The sequence below is a fragment of the Nocardia sp. NPDC050713 genome, from assembly GCF_040654315.1.
Lineage (GTDB): Bacteria > Actinomycetota > Actinomycetes > Mycobacteriales > Mycobacteriaceae > Nocardia.
In genome coordinates this window covers 229,073-253,671 of sequence record NZ_JBFAHS010000006.1, presented here as the reverse complement: position 1 = coordinate 253,671, position 24,599 = coordinate 229,073, and the positions used below count along the sequence as shown (strand labels likewise).

Below are 24,599 nucleotides of genomic sequence, written 5' to 3'. Positions count from 1 at the left end.
GCGGTGAGCGGATCGCTGCGCCAGCTCGCGGCCACGTCAGTTACCTCCCATCTCGCGTACCGGATCCCGGTAGCCGGGGATCTCCGGCAGTGCGGGCGGCAGCAGGTTGACGATCACCGCGTCGAACCACCGGCCGGTGCCGAGCACGTTGGCGTACAGGCCGTAGAAGGGCGCCGCGAGTTCCAGCGTCTTGGAGATGTTCTGCTGGTTGTCGTTGAGCATCTCGATCGCGGCGGCCAGGTTGGTCAGCGCCGGACCGATCTGCTCGGAGTTGTCCGCGACCAGCGCGCTCAGCTCGACCGACACCGACTTGGCGCCGACGAGCAGCTGGTGGATGGCCTGCTGGCGGATGTTCAGCTCGGCGAGCAGCTGACCGCCGGAGGCGAGCAGCCGCTCGAACTCGGCGTTGCGGTCGGCGAGCACCTCGGTGGTCCGGCGCGTGGCCTTGAACAGCCGCTTCAGTTCCTCGTCGCGCTTGGCCAGCGTCTCCGAGAGCCGCGCGACGCCGTCGATGGAGCCGCGGATCTCCGGCGGCGTCGTCTCGAACGCCTCGGAGAGCACCCGCATACTGGTGGCCAGCTGTTCGGTGTCGATCTCCTCGATGTTGGCCGCCGCGTCCGAGAACGCGTCGATCACGTCGTAGGGAGAAACGGTGCGCGACAACGGGATCGGCTTGTCCGGGTCGGCGGGGCGGGAGCCGCGCGGATCGAGTGCGAGGTACTTCTGGCCGAGCAGCGTCTTGATCTGGATCGAAGCGGTGGTCTCGCTGCCGATCCAGGCGTCCTTGGTGCGGAACTCTACGACCACCCGGTCGCCCGCCAGGCGAACATCGGAGACCGAGCCGACCTTCACGCCCGCGATGCGGACCTCGTTGCCCTTCTTCAGTCCCGCTGCCTCGGAGAACTCGGCGGTGTACCTGGTGCCGGCGCCGATGATCGGCAGCCGGTCCAGCGCGAACGCCGACATCGTCACCAGCACGACCATGGCCAGGCCGAGCACGCCGAGGAAGACCGGGCTGCGCTTGCCGAGGAGGATGCGATCGTCCATCAGCGGGCCTTCCCGTGGCAGCGCGGCGCGGCGTTCGTGTACAGCGGCTGGTTGATCGTCGGCAGGCTCGCCGGCAGGTCGAGCTGCGGCGCGTCCACCGCGCCCGGGCCGACCACGATGTCGATGCCGCACAGGTAGAACTGGAACCAGGAACCGTAACTGCCCACCCTGCCGAGCTTTTCCATCTTTACCGGCAGCGTGGCCAGCGCCTGGTTCACCTCGTCGGAGCGTTCGTTCAGCGTCCCGGTGAGCTGGTTCAGTCCCGCGATCGTGCCCTGCAGCGAAGGCCTGGTGGGAACGAGCAGCTCCGAGGTGGCCGTGGTCAGATCGCCCAGCGAGCTGATCGAGCGGCCGACGGTGTCGCGTTCGGCGGCCAGGCCGGAGACCAGCGCCTCGGTGTTGACGATGAGCTCGTCGAACTGGTCGTCGCGCTCGTTGACCGTCTCCAGCACGGCGGTCAGATTCTCCACCAGCTGGCCGATGACCGCGTCCTTGTCGGCGATCTTGTTGGTCAGGCTCGCGGTGCTGGCCACCAGGTCGTGGATGGTGCCCTGCTCGCCCTGGAAGACCTGGATGATCTCGAAGGAGAGCTTGTTCACGTCCTCGGCGGTCAGCGTGCGGAACAGCGGGCGGAAACCGTTGAACAGTGTGGTCAGGTTCAGCGCGGGCCTGGTCTGCTCCAGCGGGATGGTGCCGCCCTCGTTGAGCTTGCGGCCCTGTTCGCCGGTGCCCTGCGCCAGCGCGATGTAGCGCTGGCCGACCAGGTTGCGGTACCGGATGGTCGCGGTGGTGGAGGCGGGCAGCCAATCGCGGTCGGTGAGTTCGAATTTCACCTCGGCCAGCCGCTTGTCCACGATCGCGATGTCGGTGACCTTGCCGACCCGCACGCCCGCGATGCGCACCTCGTCGCCCGGGTTGAGCGCGGTGACGTCGGTGAACCTGGCCTTGAACAGCGTGCCGCCGCCGGTGTAGTTGGCGATCGACAGACCGAGCAGCGTGGTGGCGAACAGCGTCACCGCGACGAAGATGATCAGCTTGGTCAGCGGTCCGCCGAGCCCGCGTAGCTTCTCGTTCATCGCACCGTCACCTCGCTGCCACGGAAGGCGGGCGCCGCGATCCTGGTCATCCAGCTCGGCACGTCGTCCGGCGAAACACCTTGCGCCGCACCGTAGATCGCGCCGAGCGACCGCTGCTCCCGCGGCGAGCCCGCCAGTGTCGGCACCTGCGCGGCCGGGTAGACGCCGAACTGCGGCACGGGCAACCTGCCGCTCTCCTGGTCACCCGGGTAGCGGCTCGGCACCGCGTAGGAGCCGTCGTTGTTCGGTCCGCCGGTGTATTGGCCCGGGTCGACGTTCACCGGGTATTCGGGGAGGCACCAGGGCCCACGGGTGTCCAGCCAGCGCGGTTCGTCCTGGTTGGGCAGGTATCTACCGCGGGTGTTGGTCAACTCGATCGTCACCCGGGAGCCCGGCCGGTCGGTGCCCATGCCGAAGAGCTCGTCGATGCGCGGCTTCATCTTCGCGAAGTTGGCCAGCGCGCACGGGTAGCTCGGCGAGTACATGGCGAGCAGTTCCAGCGCGGGCCGGGAATCGGCGGAGACGTCGATGATGTTCTCGCGGTTGACGAGAAAGAAGTCGGCGGCGCTCGACGAAGTCGGCGTGAGCACGGCGTAGAGGGTGTCGATGTCCGAACGCCGCTGCACGATGGTGGCATTGGTGGTGCGCAGGTTGTCCAGCGCGTCGATGATCTGCGGCGCGGCGTCGGAGTACACCGCAGCGGTCTCGGCGAAAGTGCGCAGACCCTCTTGCAGTTCCGGCAGCACGCCGTTGATGTCGCGGAAGATCGTGTCCAGCTTGTCCACGGTCTCGCCGAGGGCGAAGCCCTGACCGGACAACGCCTGAGAGAGCGCGCCGAGCGTGGCGGCAAGATCCTGCGGCGGGATCGCCTGCAGCAGCGGAAGCAGATCGTCGAGCAGCTTGCTGATCTCGATGGCGTTGCCGCTGGCGTCCTGGTACAGGGTGACGCCGTCGGTGAGGTGCTGCGGGCTGGGATCCTCGGGGATCACCAGATCCACATAACGCTCGCCGAACAGGGTCTTCGGCAGCAGTCGCGCGGTCGCGTTCACCGGAATCTGCTCGGCCTTACCGGGATCGATGGCCAGATCGAGGGTGACCTTGCCGCCCTCGGACCGGCTCGACCGCACCTCGCCGACCGGCACACCGCGCACCTTCACGTCGGCGTTCTTGCTCAGCACGTTGCCGACGCTGTCGGTTATCAGCTCCACGTCGACGGTCCTGACGAACTGCTTGTTGTAGATCGCGACGGTCGTCCACAGGAACAGCCCGACGATCACGAAGAACGCGATCCCCAGCAGCCGCACCCGGGTCTTCTCCGTGGACCGCCACGCCCGGCTACTCATCCCGCCACCCGCACGGTCGTGGTCGTCCCCCAGATCGCCAGGCTGAGGAAGAAGTCGAGGATGTTCACCAGCACGATCGCGGCGCGCACCGCGCGACCGACGGCGACGCCGACGCCCGCGGGTCCGCCGGTGGCGGTGAAGCCGTAGTAGCAGTGCACCAGGATGATGACGAACGCGAAGATCAGCACCTTGAGGAACGAATAGAGCACGTCCTCCGGTGGCAGGAACAGGCTGAAATAGTGGTCGTAGGAACCGCTGGATTGGCCGTTGAACCAGATGCTGACCGAGCGCGAGGCGAAGTAGGCGCCGAGCAGGCCGACGATGTAGAGCGGGATGACCGCGAGAAAGCCGGCGATCACCCGGGTGGTCACCAGGAACGGCACGCCGGGCACCGCCATCACCTCGAGCGCGTCGATCTCCTCGGAGATCCGCATCGCGCCCAGCTGCGCGGTGAAGCCACAGCCCACCGTCGCCGAGAGCGCCAATGCCGCCACCAGCGGGGCAATTTCCCGGGTGTTGATGTAGGCGGTGAGGAAGCCGGTGAGCACGGAGCTGCCCAGCGCGTCGAGCGCCTTGAAGCCCTGCAGGCCGACCACGACGCCGACCGAGCCGGACATGAAGACGATGACGCCGATGGTCCCGCCGATCACCGCGAGCGCGCCGGAGCCGAAGGTCACCTCGGCCAGCAACCGCATGACCTCTTTGCGGTAGTGCACCGCGGTGCGCGGAATCCACGCGATGGCACGCGAGTAGAACGACATCTGCTCGCCCGCGCGGTCGATGACGTTCAGCGGCCCGCGCGCGATCTCGCCCGCCCGGCGGGCCGATTTGGCGAGCACCGGGCTGCGGTAGGAGGTGGCCATCTGTCAGGAGCCCTTGGCCGGGACGACCTGCAGATAGACCAGTGTCAGAACGAGATTGACGAAGAAGAGGACCAGGAATGTGATCACGACGGACTGGTTCACCGCGTCACCGACTCCTTTCGGCCCCCCTTGTGGATGCAACCCCTTGTACGCGGCGATCACCCCCGCGAGCAGACCGAAGATCGCCGCCTTGATCTCGCCGATCCACAGGTCTGGCAGCTGCGCCAGCGCGGAGAACGACGAGAGGTACGCGCCGGGCGTTCCGCCCTGCAGCAGCACGTTGAAGAAATAGCCGCCCGCGATGCCGACGACCGACACCAACCCGTTGAGCAGCACCGCGACCAGCGTCATGCCGAGCACTCTCGGAACCACCAGCCGCGCCACCGGATCGACGCCGAGCACCTCCATGGCGTCGATCTCCTCGCGGATGGTGCGCGCGCCGAGATCGGCGGCGACCGCCGACCCGGCCGCACCCGCGATGATCAGCGCGGTCACCACCGGCGCGGCTTGCTGCACGGTGGCGAGCACGCTGGTGGCTCCGGTGAACGACTCGGCGCCGAGCTGCTTGATCAGCGAACCGGTCTGCAGCGCGACGACCGCGCCGAACGGGATGGCCACCAGCGCGCTCGGCAAGATCGAGACGCTGGCGATGAACCACGATTGCTCGATGAACTCACGCCACTGGAACGGGCGGCGGAACATCTTGCGCATCACGTCGACGAAGAGCGCAAAGACGTTGCCCGCCTGGGCAAACGCCGACTCGACTGGAGTCCGCACACGGGCCAGAGTCGAGTTCACGGGCGTATGTTACCCGTTGGTTGTGTTGTGGCGCACGGTGGTGTCGAACGAGTCGCCCTGGTAGCTGGCGACACTGGGGGCGTTGTACGACATCACTTGTGTGTCGTCGTTCTCCGCCATCGATTCGCGGATCGCCACCTGCGCGGCGTGCGGCAGGGTGTGCATGATCTCGCGCACGCGGGCCTTGCGGCGTGCGACCGCTTGGCGCACCGGCATACCGGGCTGTGCCTTCATCTGCGGGATGATGCCCTCGACCTCTTCGGCGCCGCCGTGGTGATGACCGGCGTCGACCATCGCCTGCTCGCGCGCCATCTGGGCCTCGTCCTTCTCCTCGGACATGCCGATCGGGCCGATCATGCGGCCGTTGAGGAACTGCTTGACCACCGGCTCCTCGGAGGTGAGCAGCACCTCGCGCGGACCGAACATGACCAGCTGGCGGCGGAACAGCATGCCGATGTTGTCGGGCACGGTGCGGGCCAGGTTGATGTTGTGCGTGACGATGAGGATCGTGGCGTCGATCTGGGCGTTGATGTCGATCAGCAGCTGGCTCAGGTAGGAGGTACGGACCGGGTCCAGACCGGAGTCGGGCTCGTCGACCAGGATGATCTGCGGGTCGAGCACCAGAGCGCGGGCGAGACCGGCGCGCTTGCGCATACCGCCGGAGATCTCGCCGGGCAGCTTGCCCTCCGCACCGAGCAGACCGGTCAGCTCGAGCTTCTCCATGACGATCTTCTTGATCTCGGACTCGCTCTTCTTCGTGTGCTCACGAAGCGGGAACGCGACGTTGTCGAAGAGGTTCATCGAGCCGAACAGCGCGCCGTCCTGGAACAGCACGCCGAAGAGCTTGCGGATCTCGTAGAGCTCCTTGTTGGAGCAGGTGGTGATGTCGGTGCCGTCGATGTAGATCGAACCGCGCTCGGGCCGCAGCAGGCCGATCAGCGACTTCAGGAACACCGACTTACCGGTACCCGAGGGACCGAGTAGCGCGCTCACCTCGCCGGAGGGCAAGGTCAGACTGACATCCTGCCAAATTCGCTGCGAACCGAAGGACTTGGTTACACCCTCGGTCCTGACCTCGACGCCCACGCCAACCTCCACATTTCTCAGCGAGCAGCCCACCGGCGAACCGCGCTCGGTTATCGCGGTGCGTCACGTCACAGTGGGTTCGGTCACTGTAACCCATGTGGGAGACGGGGCACACCCCTACCTGACTCCAGAGTAAGCCGAACGCTCTCGCACTTTTCCACAAAACCCGCTCGCATGTCTCCGGAAAATGCGAAACGGGCGGCCCCCAAATTTGGGGACCGCCCGTTCGAAGTAATTCGTGGAATTACTTGACCGAAACCTTGGCGCCGGCCTCTTCCAGCTTCGCCTTGGCGGCCTCGGCGGCCTCCTTGGCGACCTTCTCCAGGATCGGCTTCGGGGCACCCTCGACCAGGTCCTTGGCTTCCTTCAGGCCCAGGCCGGAGACGATCTCGCGGACCACCTTGATGACCTGGATCTTCTTGTCGCCGGCACCCTCGAGGATGACGTCGAACTCGTCCTGCTCCTCGGCGGCCTCGGCCGGAGCGGCAGCGCCACCGACGGCGGCGACGGCGACCGGAGCAGCGGCGGTGACCTCGAACTTCTCCTCGAACTTCTTGACGAAGTCCGACAGCTCGAGCAGGGTCATGTTGCCGAAGGTCTCGAGCAGTTCGTCAACGTTGGCCATTGTTGTTTTCCTTTCGGTAGTTGGTGTCCGTGGGGGCGTGTCGCCCGCGCACAGGGGGAATTACTCGGCGGCTCCGCCTTCGGCGCGCTTCTTCTCCTCCAGCGCGGCGGCCAGGCGGGCCACCTGCGAAGCGGGAGCGTTGAAGAGGCCGGCGGCCTTGGCGAGGTTGCCCTTGAGGGCGCCGGCCAGCTTGGCCAGCAGGACCTCGCGGGTCTCCAGGTCGGCGATCTTCTCGACCTCGGCGACGGACAGCGCGGCGCCGTCCATGTAGCCGCCCTTGATGATGAGCGCCTTGTTGTCCTTGGCGAAGGTCTTGAGCGCCTTGGCCGCGTTGACCGGCTCACCCTGGATGAAGGTGATGGCGGTCGGTCCAACGAACAAGTCGTCGAGGCCCTCCACGCCCGCCTCGGCGGCAGCGCGCTTGACCAGGGTGTTCTTGGCGACGGAGTACGTGGCCTCCGCGCCGAGCGCACGCCGCAGTTCGGTGAGCTTGCCGACCGACAGGCCACGGTATTCCGTGACAACGGTGGCCGTCGAGTTCCGGAACTGTTCCGCGATCTCCTCGACCGCGGTGACCTTCTCAGCCTTTGCCATACTTCGCCTCCTCTCTGGATGTCGGTTCGGGTACACGAACTACCGATCCAAGAGCCCGGCGACAAAACGAACGCCCCGGACGCAAGGCGTTCCGGGGCGCGAAGGAAAAATCAACACGAGCCACAGGACTCGAATCGACTCCCAGCCTCGGTTCTTCCCTGCGTGGGCCGCCGGCAATGTCGCCGGACCTTCGACCGAACCCATGCGGGATCGGCGACCAACGGTCTTCGGTAGAACGGATTGGGTAGCGATCGAACTCGTCGATAACTGTCGTCCACAGTACCTGGCGCCCCCCTCATCTGCCAAAACGGCCCTTGGTTCGGCGCGAATCGGAACCGTTCGGCGACCGAATCGTTGTGGCACACATCACTTCTCAGGGTCGAATGTGTCGGACATCGCGCTCGACAACTGTTACCAACAGTGACAGATACCTGCTTAGCTGCTGAACTATGGCAATCTCCATAGTCGATCCACCGGTGTTGCTGGAACGACGCAACCAGCGCTTTCTGGCTCTGGCAGTCATCTGCCTTGCCGAATTGCTGGTCGTCCTCGACAACACCATCGTCAACGTGGCCCTCCCCTCGATCGGTGTCGAGCTGGCCACCGGTGTCAGCGGCCTGCAATGGGTCGTCGACGCGTACACCCTGACTTTCGCTGGGTTGTTGCTCGCTTTCGGCAACCTCGGCGACCGCTACGGACGCCGGAAGGTGATGGTCATCGGCCTGATCGGCGTCGCCGTCATGTCCGTCGGTGGCGCACTGTCGGATTCGATGGGCGCGGTCATCACGGCCCGCGCGGCCATGGGCGTGTTCGCCGCGGCCGTCTTCCCCGCCACCCTCGCCCTGATCATCAACATCTTCACCGACCGACGCGAGCGGGCGCTGGCCATCGCGGCGTGGACGGCCATGGCGGGCTTCGCCATCGCCATCGGCCCGATCTCCGGCGGTTGGCTGCTCGAGCACTTCAGCTGGCACTCGGTCTTCTGGATCAATGTGCCGGTGGCGCTGGTCGCGCTGGTCGCCACGCTGCTGTGGGTGCCGGAATCGCGCTCCGCGCATGTCGGCAGGCTGGATTTGCCCGGCATCGCGCTGTCCATCGCGGGCATCACGCTGCTCGTCTGGTCCATCATCGAGGCGCCGCACTACGGCTGGCTGTCGGTCACCACGTTGACCGCGGGCGCGCTCGGCGTCGCGCTGCTCGCCGCGTTCATCGCGTGGGAATTGCGCACGGCGGCGCCGATTCTGGATATGCGTTTGTTCCGCGATCGGCGTTTTTCGATGCCCGCGTTGTCGATTGCCGTCGGCTATTTCTCGATGTTCGGATTTCTGTTCCTGATCACCCAGTATTTCCAAGGGGTGCGCGAGTACACGCCGCTCGAATTCGGTATCGCCTCATTGCCGTTCGCGTTCTCGGTCGCCATCGGCGCGCCCGTCGCGACATTGCTCGCGCAACGTTGGGGCACCACGCCGGTGATCGTCTTCGGCCTGATGCTCACCGGACTGGGGCTCTACCTGGGCGGCCAAGTGACGGTGGACAGTGGCTACGTCACCGACGTGCTGCCCTCGATGGTGTCGATGGCGCTCGGCCTGGCCATCGTCCAGGGCCCGGCCACCGAATCCATCATGTCCTCGCTGCCGTTGAACGAGGCGGGCGCGGGTTCGGCGGTCAACGACACCACCCGCGAGATCGGCGGCACCCTCGGCGTCGCCGTCCTCGGCTCGATCGTGGCCTCCTACTACACGACCCGCGTCTCGCCGCTGCTCGACCGCGTGCCGAGCACCCTGATGAACGAGGATCAGAAGAGCCTGGTCGCGGCCAGCCCGCTCAGCGTGCTGGAACTCCGTAAACGCGAACTCCCCGCGTTCCTCGAATCCCAGCGCGAAAACCTCATCACAGCAATGAAAACCGCCGCGCTCCAGGGTTCCCACGCGGCATCGCTCGTCGCCGCGGGCGCGGTCGTCGTCTGCGCACTGCTCGTCGCCCTCTTCCTCCCGTGGGGCGCCCAAAGCGGCGAGTCCGTCCTCCTCGCCTGGCGCGAGTCTCCCGACAACCGACCGGAATAGGCACACGCGGCCTCTTGGCGGCCGGTCGCAGTCGACGTCTGCGACCGGTCGCTACCCGTGGTCACCTCGCGATGTTCGGCTCCAGCAGTGCGGCAAAGCTACTCGGCCAACCCACCTAGTTGTCGACGGCACTTGCGCGAACCTGCCTGTGGCGGACTAGCGCATCGAGTGCTTCGACTACACCGTCCCGAAAACTTTGCGCGGCAATCAGTCCATCGGCTCCGATTTCGGCTGACAAGACGGGGAGGCGAACGCAAGCCGCGGTGACGATGTCGGCGCCGACATAGCCGAGGACGCTCGACAAGGTGGCGGTGGCGCCGTCGCCGCGCCCCGGGGCCGCGACTGTCAGCCAGGCGGTGGGCTTTTCGTACAAGTCGGCCGTGCCGACGGTCCAGTCCAGGAGGTTCTTCAGGCTGCCGGGGAGGGTGCCCGCGTACTCGGGCGTCGAGATCAAGACGGCGTCGGCCCAGGCCAGATCGTCGCGCAATCCGACCACCGGCGGATAGGTCTCGGGATTCGCACCCGGCACGAAGGCCGGTAGCTCCAGTAAGCCGGTGTAGCAGCGAGTTTCCACGCCGTCGGGCGCGATCGCATGCGCGGTCCGCAGCGCCGCTGTGTTGGTGGAGCCGTCGCGGGTGCTTCCGGAGATCAGCAGAATTCTGGTCACGTCCGGTAGAACCATCGATGTCGGTGCCTTACTCCACCGCCACTCGTGGACCGCCCCGAAACGCGCCGAGGGCGGGAACGCGGTTGCGTTCCCGCCCTCGGCGGCTTGGTGAGGTCAGGGGACCTCGGTGCTGCTTACGCGTCCTCTTCGAGGAGGTTGCGGGTGCGGTTCGGGTCCACCGGGATGCCCGGTCCGGTGTTCGTCGAGACCGTCACCTTCTTGACGTAGCGGCCCTTGGCGGTCGACGGCTTGGCACGCAGGATCTCGTCCAGCGCGGCGCCGTAGTTCTCCACCAGCTTGGCCTCTTCGAAGGAGGCCTTGCCGATCACGAAGTGCAGGTTGGCCTGCTTGTCGACGCGGAAGTTGATCTTGCCGCCCTTGATGTCGTTGACGGCCTTGGTCACATCGGGGGTGACCGTGCCCGTCTTCGGGTTCGGCATCAGACCGCGCGGGCCGAGGACACGCGCGATGCGGCCGACCTTGGCCATCTGGTCCGGGGTGGCGATCGCGGCGTCGAAGTCCAGCCAGCCGCCCTGGATCCGCTCGATCAGGTCCTCGGCGCCGACGGCATCCGCACCGGCGGCCTCGGCCTCGGCGGCCTTGTCGCCGACCGCGAACACGATGACGCGGGCGGTCTTACCGGTGCCGTGCGGCAGGTTAACGGTGCCGCGGACCATCTGGTCGGCCTTGCGGGGGTCGACGCCGAGACGAACGGCGACCTCGACGGTCGCGTCGGTCTTGGTGGTCGCGGTCTCCTTCGCCAGGCGCGCGGCGGCCAGCGGCGAGTACAGCTTGGTGCGATCGACCTTCTCGGCCGCGGCGAGATACGCCTTGCTTCGCTTTGCCATGATTCTCTGTCCTTAAAGTATTTGGTTCAGAAGTGGTTTCCGGGTCTGGCCGACCCTCCCACCGAGTTCTGCGGCTTACGCCGCTGCGCTCGACTGAAGCCTTCGCTTCGCTCAGGCCTCGACGGTGATACCCATCGAGCGCGCGGTGCCCGCGATGATCTTCGCCGCCTGGTCCAGGTCGTTGGCGTTGAGATCTTCCATCTTGGTCTTGGCGATCTCGCGAACCTGGTCCATGGTCACCTTGGCGACCTTGGTGCGGTGCGGCTCGGCCGAGCCCTTCTGCACACCGGCGGCCTTGAGCAGCAGCCTGGCGGCGGGCGGGGTCTTCAGCTTGAAGTCGAAGGTCCGGTCTTCGTAAACGGAGATCTCGACCGGGATGACGTTGCCACGCTGCGACTCGGTCGCCGCGTTGTACGCCTTGCAGAACTCCATGATGTTGACGCCGTGCTGACCGAGGGCGGGACCAACGGGCGGAGCCGGGTTCGCCGCGCCGGCCTGGATCTGCAGCTTGATGATCCCGGCGAGCTTCTTCTTCTTGGGGGGCATCTTTCTTCCTTGGTTTCGGGTCCTTACGGTTGCCGTAAGCCTGTTGCGGGCTGAGCCCACATCCGGGCACGCGGCCCGGCGCTCGCGAACGAATCCGGCTGACGCTGTTCGGATCCGCGCACGAACCCATACACCTTACCGGGGGGCCTGCCCTCGTCCTTCGGGTGGGGCCGGTTGCCCGCGCCATCCGGTCGGACGCACTCCGCCCTCGGTCCCGGCGGCCGGGGCGAGGGCGGAGATCGGATTAAATCTTGGCGACCTGGGTGAACGCGAGCTCGACCGGCGTCTCGCGACCGAAGATCGAGACCAGCACCTTGAGCTTCTGCTGCTCGGCGTTGACCTCCGAGATGCTGGCGGGCAGCGTCGCGAACGGGCCGTCCATGACGGTGACCGACTCGCCGACCTCGAAGTCGACCTCGATGACCGGCTTGGGCGCCACCTCGGCGGCGCTTTCGGCGCTCGCGGCAGCCGCGGCGGCGGCCGGGGCCTTCTTCTGCTGCGCGGCCGGGACCAGGAACTTCACCACGTCATCGATGGACAGCGGCGAGGGCCGCGAGGTGGCGCCGACGAACCCGGTGACACCGGGGGTGTTGCGCACCGCGCCCCACGACTCGTCGTTGAGCTCCATGCGGACCAGGATGTAGCCGGGCAGCACCTTGCGATTGACGTGCTTGCGCTGGCCGTTCTTGATCTCGGTGACCTCTTCGGTCGGCACCTCGACCTGGAAGATGTACTCCTCGAGGTCCAGGTTCTGCACGCGGGTCTCGAGGTTGGCCTTCACCTTGTTCTCGTAACCGGCGTAGGAGTGGATGACGTACCAGTCACCGGGGGCGCGCCGCAGCGCGGCCTTCATCTCGGCGACGGGATCCGCCGGCTCGGCATCGATCGGGGTAGCGGGTGCGGATTCCTCGACCACAGCTTCTTCGACGGCCGCGGCCTCTTCCGCCTCGTTCTCGGCGGGCTCCACCACTGCGTCGTCGACCGGGAACTCGTCGTTTGTGTCGTTCTCCGGGGTGCTCACTAGGGCACTCGCTTCCTGTGTCGTCACGTACATCCTCTGCGTGCCGGGCCGGGCGCGGCGGATTGCTCCCGCCGGTCCGCCCCCGGGATCGGCTACCGGCGTCGGCGTCGTACTACTAGCCGAACAGCCAGTCGACACCCTTGACGAACGCCAGATCCATCCCGCTGATGAACGCGACCATGAAGACCACGAACACCAGAACAACGCTCGTATAGGTGACCATCTGCTTCCGGTTGGGCCAGATCACCTTGCGCAGTTCCGCGATGACCTCTCGCAGGAACTTGATCAAACGCGAGAACGGATTACCCGATCCTTCGCGCTTGGCCTTTCCGGCAGTCTTGTCCTTCTTGGGCGACGTCCGGTCGATCGTGGCGATCGAGCCGGTGTCGACCGACGTGGAGCCAGAACGGGCCCGCCGCGCGGACCGCTTTCCGCTCGGCCGACTCACCGCGGCGGTGCCATCGCCTTCGTCGGCCGCGCCGTGGCGAGGTTCCCGCTCGTCACTCACGTCGATCCTCTCTCCGTCGCTGGCTTAAGGGCAGGGGCGACAGGACTTGAACCTGCAACCTGCGGTTTTGGAGACCGCTGCTCTGCCAATTGAGCTACGCCCCTTTGGTTTGGACGGTGGAACTCGGTGTCCGAACCATTGTCTGTATTCAGTTGTCGCTCTGGTCCACACAACACGCGCGCTGCTTCGGCGGTTACCGGCTCCCATGGGCAGTCCTTCGGAGATCCTCCTCCGGACCGCCTGGAACCAGCCCCACAGAGCAGCGCGCAGCGGCTGGTGACCCCAGAAACCTGAGTGTACGTTACCGCCTAGGCCAATAGCCAATCAGGGTCGATCGACCAGGTCAGGCCAGTTGCACGGTAGCCGTCGCGCGGCCGAAGATCTTCTTGCCCGCCGACTTCGCCACGATGGCGACGACCGCGGTCCGCGTCTCCGGATCCACGGATTTCACCTTACCCGTGTACTCGATTTCGGCCGCCTCGTCGGAGCCGACGTAGACCGGGCTGGTGAAGCGGACGTTGTATTCCTTGACCGCGCCGGGATCGCCGAGCCAGGAGGTGATGAAACCGCCACCGAGGCCCATCGTGAGCATGCCGTGCGCGACCACGTTGTCCAGGCCGACGAGCTTGACCACGTCGTCGCTCCAGTGGATGGGGTTGGCGTCGCCCGAGACGCCCGCGTAATTGACCAGATCGCCGCGGGTGAGGCGGACGATGCGGGTGGGCAGTTCGTCGCCGACGGAGACGTCCTCGAAATTGATCGCGTGCTTGCTCGGCGCGACCTCCGGGATGACGGCGATCGGGATGGGCTGCTCGCTGCGCGCGGCGGTGCGCGGGTGGTGATCGGGCACTTCCTCGCCGATGCCGTGCATGAGCACGTTGCGGACCGCGTCGGCGAGGTTGGGGTCGATGTCGGCGCCACTGCGGCCGACGAGCGTGGTGTAGGTGGTGAGCACCAGCTCGTCGTTCTGCCCGGTGACGATGTTCTTGGTGACGATGATGTCGCCACCGAAGGCCTGCCGGAAGGAGTGCAGGTAGACGTCGCAGGTCAGCTGGTCGCCGACCCGGATGGGCCGGTGAAATTCCAGGATCTGGTCGGTCTGCATGATCTGGCTGAGGTCGTACCCCGTGACGATCTGCTCGAAGAGCTTGCGCTGGGCCAGGATGCCGACCAGGGAGATGAAAGTGAGGGGCGCGAGGAGGCCGTCGTAGCCGTATTCGGCGGCGACGTCCTCGTCCCAGTGCACCGGGTGGTAGTCCTGCACGGCGCGGGCATATTCGCGGACCTTCTCGCGGCCGACCTCGTAGTAGTCGTCGACGCGGTAGTGGTGACCGACCATGGCCGCGGCGTGGGTGGCGGGATCGAGATCCGCCTCGCTCACCTGGACCGCTTCTTCAGTACCGGTGTTGATTGTCACGGGAAGAATGTACCTATCTGACCCCGCACCCCGGGGTCGGCGAGCGTTCACCACCGCACCCGACCGTAGAAAGCGCTCAGGGCCGGACGGATGTCCGGCCCTGCACAGCTTCACGGTTCCGAGATCCCGGGATCAGCGTCCCGGTTGCCCTGCACGCGGCGATTTCACGCGTGGATGGGATCAGCGGGATTCGCGGTGCGCCCGGTGCGTGCCGCAGTTCGGGCAGAACTTCTTCAGCTCCAGCCGGTCCGGGTCGTTGCGCCGGTTCTTCTTGGTGATGTAGTTGCGGTGCTTGCACTGCTCGCAGGCCAAGGTGATCTTTGGCCGGACATCGGTGGACTTCGCGGCCACGACTTTCCTTCTTTCCGGTACCTGATGGGCGTAATCGGTTTTGGTAGCGATGGCCGGACTTGAACCGGCGACACAACGATTATGAGTCGTTTGCTCTACCGACTGAGCTACACCGCCACGGCGTCGCATTGCAGTGGTGCGAGCCCAGCCCCACGACCATGGGTGCGATGCCGAGTCGGTCACCACCGGCAATCCGGCGAGCCCCCTAACGGAATCGAACCGTTGACCTTTTCCTTACCATGGAAACGCTCTGCCGACTGAGCTAAGGGGGCATGACTACTTCCGCACCGTGATCCGTCTTCTCGACCCCGGGGCGGCGAAGTCTTGAACGAGATTACACACCCAACGCTCACACTTCCAAATTCCGAGGTCAAAGCCGGTTTTTTGCACACGAGCAAACACCCCGAATGCACCCCCTGGAGCACCGCTGACAACCAACCCCGACTCGAGCAAAGTCATCGAGCCGAACCCGCGATGGACGCTCCACAACACTCGCCCTTGGGCGCTGCCGTCAGTAGCTGCACGTTTGGCGGCGAGAGCCTCCCGGCCGTGCAGCTTCCGCTCTTTCGCAGCCGACTCCCCCTGAGGAGAAGATCCACCCGCAGAAAGCAGTGGGACCAGCGAATCCGCCAAAGGTTCGCGTCCACCCAAGGACCTGGGAGCGCAAAGAGCGTCCAAGATCACAGGCATCCAGGCCGCGGAGCCCCCCGACCACACCGGAAAGCTTCGGCCCGCCTGAAACACCATCCATGTCGAGCAGCACTTGCCTTGGCGAACTCCGTACTTCGACGGAGAGCGAGGCAAACCCCTTGTCCTCGGAGCAGCCGCGTGTCGAAACCACCTCGAAATCGAGCAATGGACCAACCGCCACTTCCCCACAAAACGCAACCACTGCAAGGGGGGTCCGGGGGGCGAAGCCCCGCCGGGCGGGGCGTGGGGGTCGCACCCCCACAAGACATTACGAAGCGAGCCCCACCTGCGCTTTCTGCAGGTAGGGCTCGCTCATGAGCGGAGTGGCAGGTGTAGGATTCGAACCTACGTAGGCTTTCACCGACAGATTTACAGTCTGCTCCCATTGGCCGCTCGGGCAACCTGCCTTACGTGCGCTTTTCGGCGCGCAGTGAGAATACAACGAACCCCGGTGCCGAATGCAAACCGGCTGGCCAACGGCCCTGCGACGGGACTACGGTCGGGCTTCCGGGTAGAACTGACGATGCCGGTTGCACCGGTGCAGTGAGCCCGTCGGACCGTCAGGAACAGGAGCGTAGTGTGGCCGATTCGTCTTTCGATGTCGTCAGCAAGGTCGACCGGCAGGAGGTCGACAACGCTCTGCATCAGGCGGAGAAGGAGCTGAACACCCGCTACGACTTCCGCGGCACGGGCGCGAAGATCGAGTGGTCCGGTGAGGAAACGATCGTGTTGACGGCCGAGGCCGAGGAGCGGGTGAAGGCCGCGCTCGAGGTGTTCAAGGAGAAGTTGATCCGCAGGGACATCTCGTTGAAGGCGTTCGACGCGGGCGAGCCGGTGGCCTCCGGCAAGACGTACAAGATCACCGGCAGCCTGGTGCAGGGCATCGATGCCGAGAAGGCGAAGAAGATCTCGAAGAAGATCCGCGACGAGGGCCCCAAGGGCGTGAAGGCGCAGATCCAGGGCGACGAGCTGCGGGTGAGCAGCAAGAAGCGCGACGATTTGCAGGCCGTGATCGCGCTGCTGAAGGGCGAGGACTTCGGTATCGCGCTGCAGTTCGTCAACTACCGATAGCTGTTGCGCCGCAATGTTTTTCGCGGCGGTGCACTAGCTGAACGAGCCCGTCGGCCGGATGGTCGGCGGGCTCGCTTCATTGCTCGCGCTCTGCTGTTCGCCTGAGTCGCGGCAGACTCGCAGCCGTCGGCGCACCCTCAGTAGTTGCGCGGCCCGCCCGCCATTTCCTCGAGCCGGGCGATGCGCTCGGCCATCGGCGGGTGCGTGGAGAACCAGCGTGCGGCCCGCTCGCCTGCCCGGAACGGGTTGGCGATCATCAGGTGTGACTGGGAGGTCAACTGCGGCTCAGGAGGCAGCGGAGCGACTTGTACGCCGCGTTCCAGCTTGCGCAGGGCCGAGGCGAGCGCCAGCGGGTCGCCGGTGAGTTCGGCGCCGGATTGGTCGGCTTGGTACTCGCGGGAGCGGGAGACGGCCAGCTTGATCAGGGTGGCCGCGATCGGGCCGAGCAGGGAGACGAGCAGCATACCGAGCATGTTCGGGCCGCCGTTGCCGCGCCCGCCGAAGGCCGAGGCGAAGAACGCGAGGTTGGCGAGGCCGGAGATGATCGCGGCCAGCGCGCCCGCGATGGACGAGATGAGGATGTCGCGGTTGTAGACGTGCGAGAGTTCGTGGCCGAGCACGGCGCGCAGTTCGCGTTCGTCGAGGATCTGCAGGATGCCGCTGGTACAGCAGACCGCGGCGTGCCGGGGATTGCGGCCGGTGGCGAAGGCGTTGGGCGCGTTCGTCGGGCTGATGTAGAGCCGCGGCATCGGCTGCCGCGCCGTCGTCGCGAGTTCCCGCACGATCCGATAGATGACCGGCGCCTCGAGCTCGCTGACCGGCTGCGCGTGCATCGCCTTCAGCGCGAGCTTGTCGCTGTTGAAGTAGGCCCAGGCGTTCATGCCGACGGCCAGCAGGATGGAGATGACCAGGATCGTCGGGCTGCGGAACATGGCCCCGGCGAACACGATGATGGCCGAGAGCCCGACCATCAGACCGAATGTCTTCAATCCGTTCGCATACCCGTGCCCGTGCATAGGTCTCCTTGCCCACTCCCCCGTCCATCGAGTTCGTTATGCGAGATCAACGATAGGGCCCCCGGCGAAAGTTCCTGGTAGCTCCGGCTCCGACGGTAGTCGATCAGATCACTCTCGGACTCGGCCCTGACGATCACCGACGCACTCGGTCACCGACCCCGGCCGCTCCCGGACTCGGCCCAGAACAATCGCCAACGCACGGTCCACACCCGCCCGACCACCTCCGGAGCGAGCCCGACGAGCGACCGTTCGCGGCCGTCTCGCTTCCCAGCGCTCGAAGCGCATGCGCCGAAGGCGCGAGTCTCGAGCGCTGGGAAGCGAGACATAAAGGCCGCGAACACGCGCGCGCCAGCGCGCCAAAAATTCAGCCGACGCGTTCGATGGTGTAGCGGACCAGCTGTTCGAGCGCGTCGTTGGCCGGGCCCGCGGGCAGCGCCGACAGCTCGGCGTGCGCGAGGTCGGCGTAGCCCTGCAGCTTCTCCTTGGCGAGCACCATGCCGCGCGAGTGCGCGAGCAGTTCCAGCGCCTCGGCGACCTCTTCGTCGGTCTCCAGCGGACGGGCGAGCAGCTTGCGCAGCCGGTCGCCCTCGGCGCCCTCGTCGCGCAGCGCGTAGAGCACCGGCAGGGTGTGCACGCCTTCGCGCAGGTCGGTGCCGGGGGTCTTGCCGGATTGTTCGGAGGCCGAGGAGATATCGATGATGTCGTCGGAGATCTGGAAGGCGGTGCCGACCGCGTCGCCGAGGCGGGCGAGCCGCTCGATGTGCTCGGGGTGCGCGCCGGAGAAGGTGCCGCCGAAGCGACCGGCCGCGGCGATCAGCGAGCCCGTCTTCTCCCACACGACGCGCAGGTAGTGCTCGACCGGGTCCTGCGAGTCGCGGGCGCCGACGGTCTCGCGCATCTGGCCGGTGACCAGTTCGGCGAAGGTCTCGGCGATGATGCGGACCGCGTCGGGGCCGAGCGTCGAGGTGAGACGGGAGGCGTGCGCGAACAGGTAGTCGCCCGCCAGGATCGCGACGTTGTTGCCCCAGCGCGAGTTCACGCTCGGCGCGCCGCGGCGCATCGGGGCCTCGTCCATCACGTCGTCGTGGTACAGCGTGGCCAGGTGCACGAGTTCGACGACGGTGCCCGCGGTGATCAGGGCGGGATCGGTGGGACGCGGGCCGAGCTGGCCGGTGAGGATGGTGAACAGCGGACGGAACCGCTTGCCGCCCGCCCGCGCCAGGTGCAGCGCCGCGTCCTGCAGGAAGTCCTCGCCGTCGGAGAGTTCGGCGATCAGGAGTTTCTCGACCTCTTCCAGGCCGTTGCGGACGCTCGCCGCGAGTTCGGGGTCACCGAGTTCGACCCCGGCGACCACCGTGCTCTCATCACTAACAGCCGATGTGCTCATCTCATCTCCCAGCGCCGCGTCCGACCCCACGGTAGAGAACCTAGCGTGTTCGGCCCGTGCGGCCCATGAACACCGTCACTATGCGGTGTATCAGACACTTTTCCACACTTCGGCGGGGCCGGATCGGCCGACCTGGCGCGCGGTCCTGCGTCGACACCGATCCGACTGTCCTGCAAGTATTGAGCGCATGGGTGCACCGGATGTCTCAGTCGAGGACCGCGGGGGGAACCCGCTGCCCGATCGTGCCGAAGTGCTCGTCGTCGGCGCAGGTCCGGCCGGTTCCGCCGCCGCTGCCTGGGCCGCGCGCGCGGGCCGCGACGTGCTGCTCACCGACGCCGCGGTCTTCCCGAGGGACAAGACTTGTGGCGACGGCCTGACGCCGCGGGCGACCAAGGAGCTCGAACACCTCGGTCTCGGCGAGTGGCTGCGCGCGCACACGGTCAACCACGGCCTGCGCCTGACCGGTTTCGGCAGGGAAGCCCAGCTCAACTGGCCTGGCGGCGGGTTTCCGAGCTACGGAAGCGCCGTCGCGCGAACCGAACTCGACGACAAGCTGCGCGAAACGGCGGTGAAGTCCGGCGCGCGGATGCTGGACGGCGCGAAGGTGGTGGATGTCACCCGCGCGGGTGACCGCGTCACGGGTGTGACGGTGCGAACAGCCGAGGGGTCCCGCGAGATCGCCTGCGACATCCTGGTCGTCGCGGACGGCGTTCGCTCACCGGTCGGCAAGCTGCTCGGCCGCGTCTGGCACCGGCGTTTCGCGTACGGCACCGCGGCGCGCGCCTACATCAAGTCCGGCCGCAGCGACGATCAGTGGATCACCTCGCACCTCGAATTGCGCGATGCCGACGGCCAATTGGTGCCCGGTTACGGCTGGGTGTTCCCACTCGGCAACGGCGAGGTGAACATCGGCGTCGGCTCGCTGGCCACCGAGCGGCGGCCCTCGCACATCGCGCTGAAACCGCTGCTGCGCCACTACACCTCGCAGCGTTACGAGGAGTGGCAGTTCGAGGGCGAGCTGCGTGCGGTGGCTTCGGCGCTGCTGCCGATGGGCGGCGCGGTGTCGAATGTCGCTGGCCGCAACTGGGTGCTGATCGGCGACGCCGCGGGCTGCGTGAACCCGCTCAACGGCGAGGGCATCGACTACGGCCTGGAAAGCGGGCACATGCTCGCCGACCTGCTGGACGCGCCCGATTTCACCGGCCTGTGGCCGGATCTGCTGCGCGCACGCTACGGCCGCACGTTCTCGGCGGCGCGCCGGATCGCGGGCCTGGCCACCCATCCCCGCATGGTCCCCACCGGCGGCCCGCCGGTGATGCGCTCGAAGTACTTGCAGCGCACCGCGGTTCGCGTGATGGGCAACCTGGTCACCGACGAGGACCTGGACATCACCGCGCGCGCCTGGCGGCTCGCGGGACGGGCGTCCATGCGCTACGACGACCTGCCGCCCTTCACCTGAGGCACGCGACGGGCTCGACCGGAATCGAGCGCCCGACGCGGGGCGCCCGATTCGACGGACGAGATCAGGCGGTGGCCTCCGCGGCCAACCACTCCTCGAAGAATTTGCGCTCGCTGTTGAGCACCCGGTGGAACAGCTGCTCGGCCAGCGGCTCGATCGCGCCGCCGACCAGCGACACCTTCACCGAGACGGTGCCGACGACGTCGATCTCGCACCCTTCGGCGGTGGGGCGCAATTCGAAGGAGCCCGACATTTCGCTCGTGACGCCCGTGGTGCTCGCCCGGAAGACGCCCTTGGCGATCTCGCCGTCCAACGCCTGCCAGTCGTCGGTGCGCGAAAGCACCAATTCGTTCTTCAGTACCTTGCCGACGATGCTGGGAATCTTGTCCCGACGGGCCTTTTCGGTCATATGGATGCGGATGGTGCCCGCGCCGCTCGGGTGCGACAGCTCGAGCGTCGCGGTCTCGGTGCCTGCGAAGCGGGAGCGCCAGGCGTCGTCGGTGATGAGTGCCCGGTGAAGATCTTCGACCGGGACGGCGTAGGGCACGGTGAAGCTGAATTTTCGGGACATGGGCGCACACGCTAGCCGAGGTGGTCGGTAGCCTGTGGCGGTGTCGGAAACCAGCCAGGCCGAAAGGCGGACCGTCCGCCTGCGGCGGGCGAGGATCGGCGTGCTCACCGCCGCGACGGTCGTCAGCGTGCTCATGGCGTTGCTGGTGCTCGCCGCTTGGCGCAACGACTACCTGATCAGTTCCGACAAAGGCGTGACCACCGGCGAGGTGCTTTCGGCGGGCCGATTGCGTTCGGCGGTCATCTATGTCACACCCGACGGCGAGACGCACAATCCGAAGGTCGGCGTGCTCTACCCGACCAACCTGACCGCGGGCGAGCGCATCAATGTCGAGTACAGCCGCAGCGATCCCGATCTGGTCCGGGTGGCGGGCCGCGACGTCCGTGTCGCCATCCAGCCCGCCCTCTCGGTGATCGTGGTGGTGTGGGCGTTGGCTTTGCCCGCGCTGTTGTTGATCGTCCGCGCGGGCAGGCGCGAACCGAAGGTCACCGCGGCGCGCTGAGCCGGTCCGCCTTCGCGGGCGGATTCACTGCGCCCACGGCGGGCTGAGCTTGCTGCCGTCGGCCATGGTGGCTTGGAATCCGGCGGCGATCGCGACGTGCGCGACGGCCGGTTCGTCGCCTGGATTGCCCACGGCGATGGGCGTGCCCGCGGGCACGATCGCGACATCGCCCGCGCCGAGCCGCTGACCGCTGACCTCCAGCACGCCGGAAAGCACCATGAAGATCTCGTCGCGGTCCAGGACGTGTGCCGCGTCGCTGTCGCGGTGCGGCGCGACGGTGAGCCGCCAGGTACAGACGTCCGCCGAACCGCGGCTGGGGGCCGCCATGGCGCTGAATTCGACGCCGGGGAGCTCGAAACGCTGCGCTTCGGCGGCCTTGATGACGTGCATTGACACTCCTCGAAGACTGGAAAATAGACAAGCCAGCTTGATCAAGTTGGCTTGTCTATCATGACGGCATGGCATCCACACCGCAAGACCCGGATCTCGGCATCCTCCTCGGGCTCGCCTACGAACAGTTCGTCATCGAATTGCGAGCGTCTTTGGCGGAGCGGGGTTTCGACGACAGCGGCCGCTCCGACGGCTACGTCTTCCGCTGTCTGTCGAAGCGGCCGATGAACGTCAGCGAGCTGGCCGAACGCCTCGGGATCAGCAAGCAGGGCACCGCGCAGATCGTCGACGACATGCAGGAACGCGGCTACGTGGAACGCCGCCCCGATCCGGCCGACGGCCGGGCGAAACTGCTCTACCTCACCGAACGTGGCAACGCCGCTCTCGCCGCGGCGAGGCGATTCCACCGGAATCGGGAACAGCGCCTGGTGCGCGAATTCGGTCCGGACGCGCTGCGCACGCTGCGCGCGGTGCTCGGCGCGGTCGCGACCGAGGAGCGGCTGGCGGATCCGCAACTGCGGGCGCTGTACCTCTGAGCACCACTGTCTGCGACAGCGCGAGGAGTTCGCCGGAACTTTCCGCGCGCTTCACGTCCGCGTGGCTGCGACGCGCGCTGCGCGGGTCACGCTGAGGTGGTGCGCGTAGCCATCGTTTCGGAGTCCTTCCTGCCGAACATGAACGGCGTCGTCAATTCGGTCCTCCGGGTGCTCGATCACCTGGACAAACACGGACACCAGGCGCTGGTGATCGCGCCGGACACGCCCCGCGGACTGCCCGCCGCGGCAAGTGAATACGGCCGGTTCCCGGTACACCGGGTCCCCGCGGTGATGGTGCCCAAGGTCAGCTCGCTGCCGGTCGGGTTGCCGCAGCCGGGGATCACCGCCGCGATCGCCGAATTCGACGCCGACCTGGTGCATCTGGCCTCCCCGTTCCTGCTCGGCGCGGGCGGTCTCGGCGCGGCGCTGCGGCTGGACCTGCCGACGATCGCGGTGTACCAGACCGACGTGGCGGGCTTCGCGCAGAGCTACGGGCTCGGACTGGCCAGCCGTGCGGCCTGGGCATGGACGCGGCGCATCCACGAGGGCGCGACTCGCACGCTGGCGCCCTCCCGCGCGGCCGCCGAAGACCTGGCCAGGCACGGCATCCCGCGGGTGCGTCGATGGGGTCGCGGCGTGGACATCGCCAGGTTCACCCCGTCGGCGCACCGCGTGGAACTGCGCGAGCGCTGGCTCGACGGGCACGAGCGACTCGTGGTCGGGTTCGTCGGCAGACTGGCGCCGGAGAAGCACGTCGAGCGCTTGGCCGTGCTGGCGGGCGACCCCACGATTCAGCTGGTGATCGTCGGCGACGGACCGGAGCGGAACCGGCTGGCCCAGCTCATGCCGGACGCGGTGTTCACCGGCGAACTCGGCGGCGACGAACTCGCGCAGGCGTACGCGAGCCTGGATGTGATGGTGCACGCGGGCGAGCACGAGACCTTCTGCCAGGGCGTGCAGGAGGCGCTGGCCTCCGGCGTCCCGGTCATCGGGCCCGATGCGGGCGGTCCGCGCGACCTCGTCGCGCACTGCCGCAACGGCTATCTGCTCCCGGTCGACCGGTTCACCGAACTGCTGCCCAGCGCCGTGGCCGCGCTCCGCGACCCGGCGCTGCGCGCCCGATTCGCCGGCGCCGCACGCAAATCCGTACTGCACCGAACCTGGCCAGCCGTGTGCGACGAGCTGATGGGTCACTACGCCGACGTCACCGGACAGGATTTCCGCCTTTCGAACACGGCGTAACCCGAACCCGACTCCTGCGGGTCTGTGATCGGGTACACGCGAGTCCGTAACGGACAGTCGCTTAAGGTCGTTGGCGTGGCGCAAACGCATGCAGGTCGAGCCTCCCTGGACAAGCGGCCGAGCGAGGTCGCAGCGATGTTCGACGGGGTCGCCAAGCGATACGACCTCACCAACACCGTGATCTCCGCGGGTCAGGACCGCTACTGGCGCTGGGCGACCCGCAAGGCGCTCGGGCTCCGGCCCGGCGAGCGGGTGCTCGACCTCGCGGCGGGCACCGGCGTCTCGACACTGGAGTTCGGCAAGTCCGGCGCCTGGTGCGTGGCGACCGACTTCTCCAAGGGCATGCTCGCCGCGGGCCGGTTCCGCAATGTGCCGATGGTCGCGGGTGACGCCACGGCCCTGCCTTTCGCCGACGACTCGTTCGACGCGGTGACCATCTCCTACGGTCTGCGCAACGTCTCGGATCCGGATCTGGCGTTGCGCGAGATGCTGCGGGTCACCAAGCCGGGCGGGCGGCTGGTGGTCGCCGAGTTCTCGACGCCGATCGTTCCGGTGTTCCGCACCTTGTACATGGAGTATCTGATGAAGACGCTCCCGCAGGTGGCGCGGGCGGTCAGCAGCAATCCGGACGCTTACGTGTACCTGGCGGAGTCGATCCGGGCGTGGCCGAATCAGCGGCAGCTGGCCATGCGGATCACCAAGGCGGGATGGTCGACGGTCAAGTGGCGCAATCTCAGCGGCGGGGTCGTCGCCCTGCACCGGGGATACAAGCTCGGCTGAATTCCACCGGCTGCGGGCACTAGCGACCCGCTGACCTGCGCAAAGGTGACGAACAACACACCTCACAGCCGAGAATGGGAGCGGTGAGGAGAATTGTCACCT

General features: G+C 66.9%; 26 protein-coding genes and 4 tRNA genes. 7 read left to right on the top strand and 23 right to left on the bottom strand.

The window, feature by feature from the left end:
- Window positions 1–36: 36 nt before the first annotated feature.
- From AB0H49_RS14945 to rplJ, 8 genes are all read right to left on the bottom strand, one after another.
- Entirely contained in the window at window positions 37–1,047 is a 1,011-nt protein-coding gene (locus AB0H49_RS14945; RefSeq protein ID WP_354998929.1) for an MCE family protein, read from the bottom strand.
- Complete coding sequence (locus tag AB0H49_RS14940; protein ID WP_357251443.1) at window positions 1,047–2,123, bottom strand: MCE family protein; 1,077 nt, start codon at window positions 2,121–2,123, stop codon at window positions 1,047–1,049. The genes AB0H49_RS14945 and AB0H49_RS14940 overlap by 1 nt, the downstream gene beginning before the upstream one ends.
- Window positions 2,120–3,466: an MCE family protein gene (locus AB0H49_RS14935; RefSeq protein WP_357251440.1), complete on the bottom strand. Its 1,347-nt coding sequence runs from the start codon at window positions 3,464–3,466 to the stop codon at window positions 2,120–2,122. Before AB0H49_RS14935 ends, AB0H49_RS14940 begins: the two co-directional genes overlap by 4 nt.
- Window positions 3,463–4,329 (bottom strand): ABC transporter permease, encoded by an 867-nt coding sequence (locus tag AB0H49_RS14930; RefSeq protein WP_354998926.1) that lies wholly within the window; start codon window positions 4,327–4,329, stop codon window positions 3,463–3,465. Before AB0H49_RS14930 ends, AB0H49_RS14935 begins: the two co-directional genes overlap by 4 nt.
- Window positions 4,330–4,332: 3 nt before the next feature.
- Complete coding sequence (locus tag AB0H49_RS14925) at window positions 4,333–5,040, bottom strand: ABC transporter permease (RefSeq protein ID WP_357251547.1); 708 nt, start codon at window positions 5,038–5,040, stop codon at window positions 4,333–4,335.
- Between the two features lie 96 nt (window positions 5,041–5,136).
- Window positions 5,137–6,213 carry an ABC transporter ATP-binding protein gene (locus tag AB0H49_RS14920; RefSeq protein ID WP_357251436.1) on the bottom strand — a complete coding sequence of 359 codons (1,077 nt, stop codon included), beginning with the start codon at window positions 6,211–6,213 and terminating at the stop codon, window positions 5,137–5,139.
- A gap of 244 nt (window positions 6,214–6,457) precedes the next feature.
- Window positions 6,458–6,838, bottom strand: a complete 381-nt coding sequence (rplL, locus tag AB0H49_RS14915) for a 50S ribosomal protein L7/L12 (RefSeq protein ID WP_067791435.1) — start codon at window positions 6,836–6,838, stop codon at window positions 6,458–6,460.
- Window positions 6,839–6,898: 60 nt separating this feature from the next.
- Window positions 6,899–7,432, bottom strand: a complete 534-nt coding sequence (gene rplJ, locus AB0H49_RS14910) for a 50S ribosomal protein L10 (protein ID WP_067791433.1) — start codon at window positions 7,430–7,432, stop codon at window positions 6,899–6,901.
- Window positions 7,433–7,881: 449 nt separating this feature from the next.
- Here rplJ and AB0H49_RS14905 point away from each other — a divergent pair, with 449 nt between their 5' ends.
- Window positions 7,882–9,495: an MFS transporter gene (locus tag AB0H49_RS14905; protein WP_357251433.1), complete on the top strand. Its 1,614-nt coding sequence runs from the start codon at window positions 7,882–7,884 to the stop codon at window positions 9,493–9,495.
- Between the two features lie 115 nt (window positions 9,496–9,610).
- Here the strand turns inward: AB0H49_RS14905 and AB0H49_RS14900 are convergent, their stop codons facing one another.
- The 11 genes from AB0H49_RS14900 to AB0H49_RS14850 form a co-directional block, all read right to left on the bottom strand.
- Window positions 9,611–10,162 carry an NADPH-dependent FMN reductase gene (locus tag AB0H49_RS14900; protein WP_357251430.1) on the bottom strand — a complete coding sequence of 184 codons (552 nt, stop codon included), beginning with the start codon at window positions 10,160–10,162 and terminating at the stop codon, window positions 9,611–9,613.
- 134 nt (window positions 10,163–10,296) lie between these two features.
- Window positions 10,297–11,010 (bottom strand): 50S ribosomal protein L1, encoded by a 714-nt coding sequence (gene rplA / locus AB0H49_RS14895; protein ID WP_354998921.1) that lies wholly within the window; start codon window positions 11,008–11,010, stop codon window positions 10,297–10,299.
- A gap of 111 nt (window positions 11,011–11,121) precedes the next feature.
- Window positions 11,122–11,556 (bottom strand): 50S ribosomal protein L11, encoded by a 435-nt coding sequence (rplK, locus tag AB0H49_RS14890; protein WP_354998920.1) that lies wholly within the window; start codon window positions 11,554–11,556, stop codon window positions 11,122–11,124.
- Between the two features lie 244 nt (window positions 11,557–11,800).
- Window positions 11,801–12,577 (bottom strand): transcription termination/antitermination protein NusG, encoded by a 777-nt coding sequence (gene nusG / locus AB0H49_RS14885; RefSeq protein ID WP_354999045.1) that lies wholly within the window; start codon window positions 12,575–12,577, stop codon window positions 11,801–11,803.
- Window positions 12,578–12,692: 115 nt separating this feature from the next.
- On the bottom strand, window positions 12,693–13,085 hold the full coding sequence (gene secE, locus AB0H49_RS14880) for a preprotein translocase subunit SecE (RefSeq protein WP_354998919.1): 393 nt from the start codon (window positions 13,083–13,085) through the stop codon (window positions 12,693–12,695).
- Between the two features lie 31 nt (window positions 13,086–13,116).
- Window positions 13,117–13,189, bottom strand: a tRNA-Trp gene (locus tag AB0H49_RS14875).
- A gap of 239 nt (window positions 13,190–13,428) precedes the next feature.
- Window positions 13,429–14,496, bottom strand: a complete 1,068-nt coding sequence (locus AB0H49_RS14870) for a fused (3R)-hydroxyacyl-ACP dehydratase subunits HadA/HadB (protein ID WP_354999044.1) — start codon at window positions 14,494–14,496, stop codon at window positions 13,429–13,431.
- Window positions 14,497–14,682: 186 nt separating this feature from the next.
- Window positions 14,683–14,853 (bottom strand): 50S ribosomal protein L33, encoded by a 171-nt coding sequence (gene rpmG, locus AB0H49_RS14865; protein ID WP_011211653.1) that lies wholly within the window; start codon window positions 14,851–14,853, stop codon window positions 14,683–14,685.
- 41 nt (window positions 14,854–14,894) lie between these two features.
- Window positions 14,895–14,970: transfer RNA gene (locus tag AB0H49_RS14860), tRNA-Met, on the bottom strand.
- An 82-nt stretch (window positions 14,971–15,052) separates the two neighbouring features.
- Window positions 15,053–15,125 (bottom strand) — tRNA-Thr (locus tag AB0H49_RS14855).
- A gap of 742 nt (window positions 15,126–15,867) precedes the next feature.
- Window positions 15,868–15,950 (bottom strand) — tRNA-Tyr (locus AB0H49_RS14850).
- Window positions 15,951–16,122: 172 nt separating this feature from the next.
- Between AB0H49_RS14850 and AB0H49_RS14845 the strand changes: the two genes are divergently transcribed.
- Window positions 16,123–16,614 carry a YajQ family cyclic di-GMP-binding protein gene (locus tag AB0H49_RS14845; protein WP_141808626.1) on the top strand — a complete coding sequence of 164 codons (492 nt, stop codon included), beginning with the start codon at window positions 16,123–16,125 and terminating at the stop codon, window positions 16,612–16,614.
- A 137-nt stretch (window positions 16,615–16,751) separates the two neighbouring features.
- On the opposite strand, the gene htpX is transcribed toward AB0H49_RS14845, so the two are convergent.
- Both htpX and AB0H49_RS14835 read right to left on the bottom strand, forming a co-directional pair.
- Window positions 16,752–17,630: a zinc metalloprotease HtpX gene (htpX, locus tag AB0H49_RS14840; RefSeq protein ID WP_357251426.1), complete on the bottom strand. Its 879-nt coding sequence runs from the start codon at window positions 17,628–17,630 to the stop codon at window positions 16,752–16,754.
- 364 nt (window positions 17,631–17,994) lie between these two features.
- Complete coding sequence (locus AB0H49_RS14835; protein WP_067791412.1) at window positions 17,995–19,017, bottom strand: polyprenyl synthetase family protein; 1,023 nt, start codon at window positions 19,015–19,017, stop codon at window positions 17,995–17,997.
- A gap of 187 nt (window positions 19,018–19,204) precedes the next feature.
- Between AB0H49_RS14835 and AB0H49_RS14830 the strand changes: the two genes are divergently transcribed.
- The gene (locus AB0H49_RS14830; protein ID WP_357251423.1) at window positions 19,205–20,476 is read left to right on the top strand and encodes a geranylgeranyl reductase family protein; all 1,272 of its coding nucleotides are present in this window, start codon (window positions 19,205–19,207) and stop codon (window positions 20,474–20,476) included.
- A 64-nt stretch (window positions 20,477–20,540) separates the two neighbouring features.
- Here AB0H49_RS14830 and AB0H49_RS14825 read toward each other — a convergent pair whose 3' ends face one another.
- On the bottom strand, window positions 20,541–21,047 hold the full coding sequence (locus AB0H49_RS14825) for a DUF2505 domain-containing protein (RefSeq protein WP_357251420.1): 507 nt from the start codon (window positions 21,045–21,047) through the stop codon (window positions 20,541–20,543).
- 40 nt (window positions 21,048–21,087) lie between these two features.
- On the opposite strand from AB0H49_RS14825, the gene AB0H49_RS14820 reads away from it, so the two are divergent.
- Window positions 21,088–21,549, top strand: a complete 462-nt coding sequence (locus tag AB0H49_RS14820; RefSeq protein WP_354998915.1) for a DUF3592 domain-containing protein — start codon at window positions 21,088–21,090, stop codon at window positions 21,547–21,549.
- A 24-nt stretch (window positions 21,550–21,573) separates the two neighbouring features.
- Here AB0H49_RS14820 and AB0H49_RS14815 read toward each other — a convergent pair whose 3' ends face one another.
- Window positions 21,574–21,939: a cupin domain-containing protein gene (locus AB0H49_RS14815; RefSeq protein WP_357251417.1), complete on the bottom strand. Its 366-nt coding sequence runs from the start codon at window positions 21,937–21,939 to the stop codon at window positions 21,574–21,576.
- Window positions 21,940–22,007: 68 nt separating this feature from the next.
- Here AB0H49_RS14815 and AB0H49_RS14810 point away from each other — a divergent pair, with 68 nt between their 5' ends.
- From AB0H49_RS14810 to AB0H49_RS14800, 3 genes are all read left to right on the top strand, one after another.
- Complete coding sequence (locus AB0H49_RS14810) at window positions 22,008–22,475, top strand: MarR family transcriptional regulator (protein WP_354998913.1); 468 nt, start codon at window positions 22,008–22,010, stop codon at window positions 22,473–22,475.
- Between the two features lie 99 nt (window positions 22,476–22,574).
- Complete coding sequence (locus AB0H49_RS14805) at window positions 22,575–23,717, top strand: glycosyltransferase family 1 protein (protein WP_357251413.1); 1,143 nt, start codon at window positions 22,575–22,577, stop codon at window positions 23,715–23,717.
- A 75-nt stretch (window positions 23,718–23,792) separates the two neighbouring features.
- On the top strand, window positions 23,793–24,497 hold the full coding sequence (locus AB0H49_RS14800) for a demethylmenaquinone methyltransferase (protein ID WP_357251410.1): 705 nt from the start codon (window positions 23,793–23,795) through the stop codon (window positions 24,495–24,497).
- Window positions 24,498–24,599 lie beyond the last annotated feature (102 nt).

What these genes read in the sequence shown, in the direction of transcription:
- AB0H49_RS14810 (WP_354998913.1), top strand. Translation starts at nt 22,008, where the DNA reads ATGGCATCCACACCGCAAGACCCGGATCTCGGCATCCTCCTCGGGCTC.
- AB0H49_RS14905 (WP_357251433.1), top strand. Translation starts at nt 7,882, where the DNA reads ATGGCAATCTCCATAGTCGATCCACCGGTGTTGCTGGAACGACGCAAC.
- AB0H49_RS14835 (WP_067791412.1), bottom strand. Translation starts at nt 19,017, where the DNA reads ATGAGCACATCGGCTGTTAGTGATGAGAGCACGGTGGTCGCCGGGGTC.
- AB0H49_RS14815 (WP_357251417.1), bottom strand. Translation starts at nt 21,939, where the DNA reads ATGCACGTCATCAAGGCCGCCGAAGCGCAGCGTTTCGAGCTCCCCGGC.
- AB0H49_RS14930 (WP_354998926.1), bottom strand. Translation starts at nt 4,329, where the DNA reads ATGGCCACCTCCTACCGCAGCCCGGTGCTCGCCAAATCGGCCCGCCGG.
- rplK (WP_354998920.1), bottom strand. Translation starts at nt 11,556, where the DNA reads ATGCCCCCCAAGAAGAAGAAGCTCGCCGGGATCATCAAGCTGCAGATC.
- AB0H49_RS14830 (WP_357251423.1), top strand. Translation starts at nt 19,205, where the DNA reads ATGGGTGCACCGGATGTCTCAGTCGAGGACCGCGGGGGGAACCCGCTG.
- AB0H49_RS14945 (WP_354998929.1), bottom strand. Translation starts at nt 1,047, where the DNA reads ATGGACGATCGCATCCTCCTCGGCAAGCGCAGCCCGGTCTTCCTCGGC.
- AB0H49_RS14925 (WP_357251547.1), bottom strand. Translation starts at nt 5,040, where the DNA reads ATGCGCAAGATGTTCCGCCGCCCGTTCCAGTGGCGTGAGTTCATCGAG.
- AB0H49_RS14940 (WP_357251443.1), bottom strand. Translation starts at nt 2,123, where the DNA reads ATGAACGAGAAGCTACGCGGGCTCGGCGGACCGCTGACCAAGCTGATC.
- rplA (WP_354998921.1), bottom strand. Translation starts at nt 11,010, where the DNA reads ATGGCAAAGCGAAGCAAGGCGTATCTCGCCGCGGCCGAGAAGGTCGAT.
- rplJ (WP_067791433.1), bottom strand. Translation starts at nt 7,432, where the DNA reads ATGGCAAAGGCTGAGAAGGTCACCGCGGTCGAGGAGATCGCGGAACAG.
- rplL (WP_067791435.1), bottom strand. Translation starts at nt 6,838, where the DNA reads ATGGCCAACGTTGACGAACTGCTCGAGACCTTCGGCAACATGACCCTG.
- AB0H49_RS14935 (WP_357251440.1), bottom strand. Translation starts at nt 3,466, where the DNA reads ATGAGTAGCCGGGCGTGGCGGTCCACGGAGAAGACCCGGGTGCGGCTG.
- htpX (WP_357251426.1), bottom strand. Translation starts at nt 17,630, where the DNA reads ATGCACGGGCACGGGTATGCGAACGGATTGAAGACATTCGGTCTGATG.
- AB0H49_RS14825 (WP_357251420.1), bottom strand. Translation starts at nt 21,047, where the DNA reads ATGTCCCGAAAATTCAGCTTCACCGTGCCCTACGCCGTCCCGGTCGAA.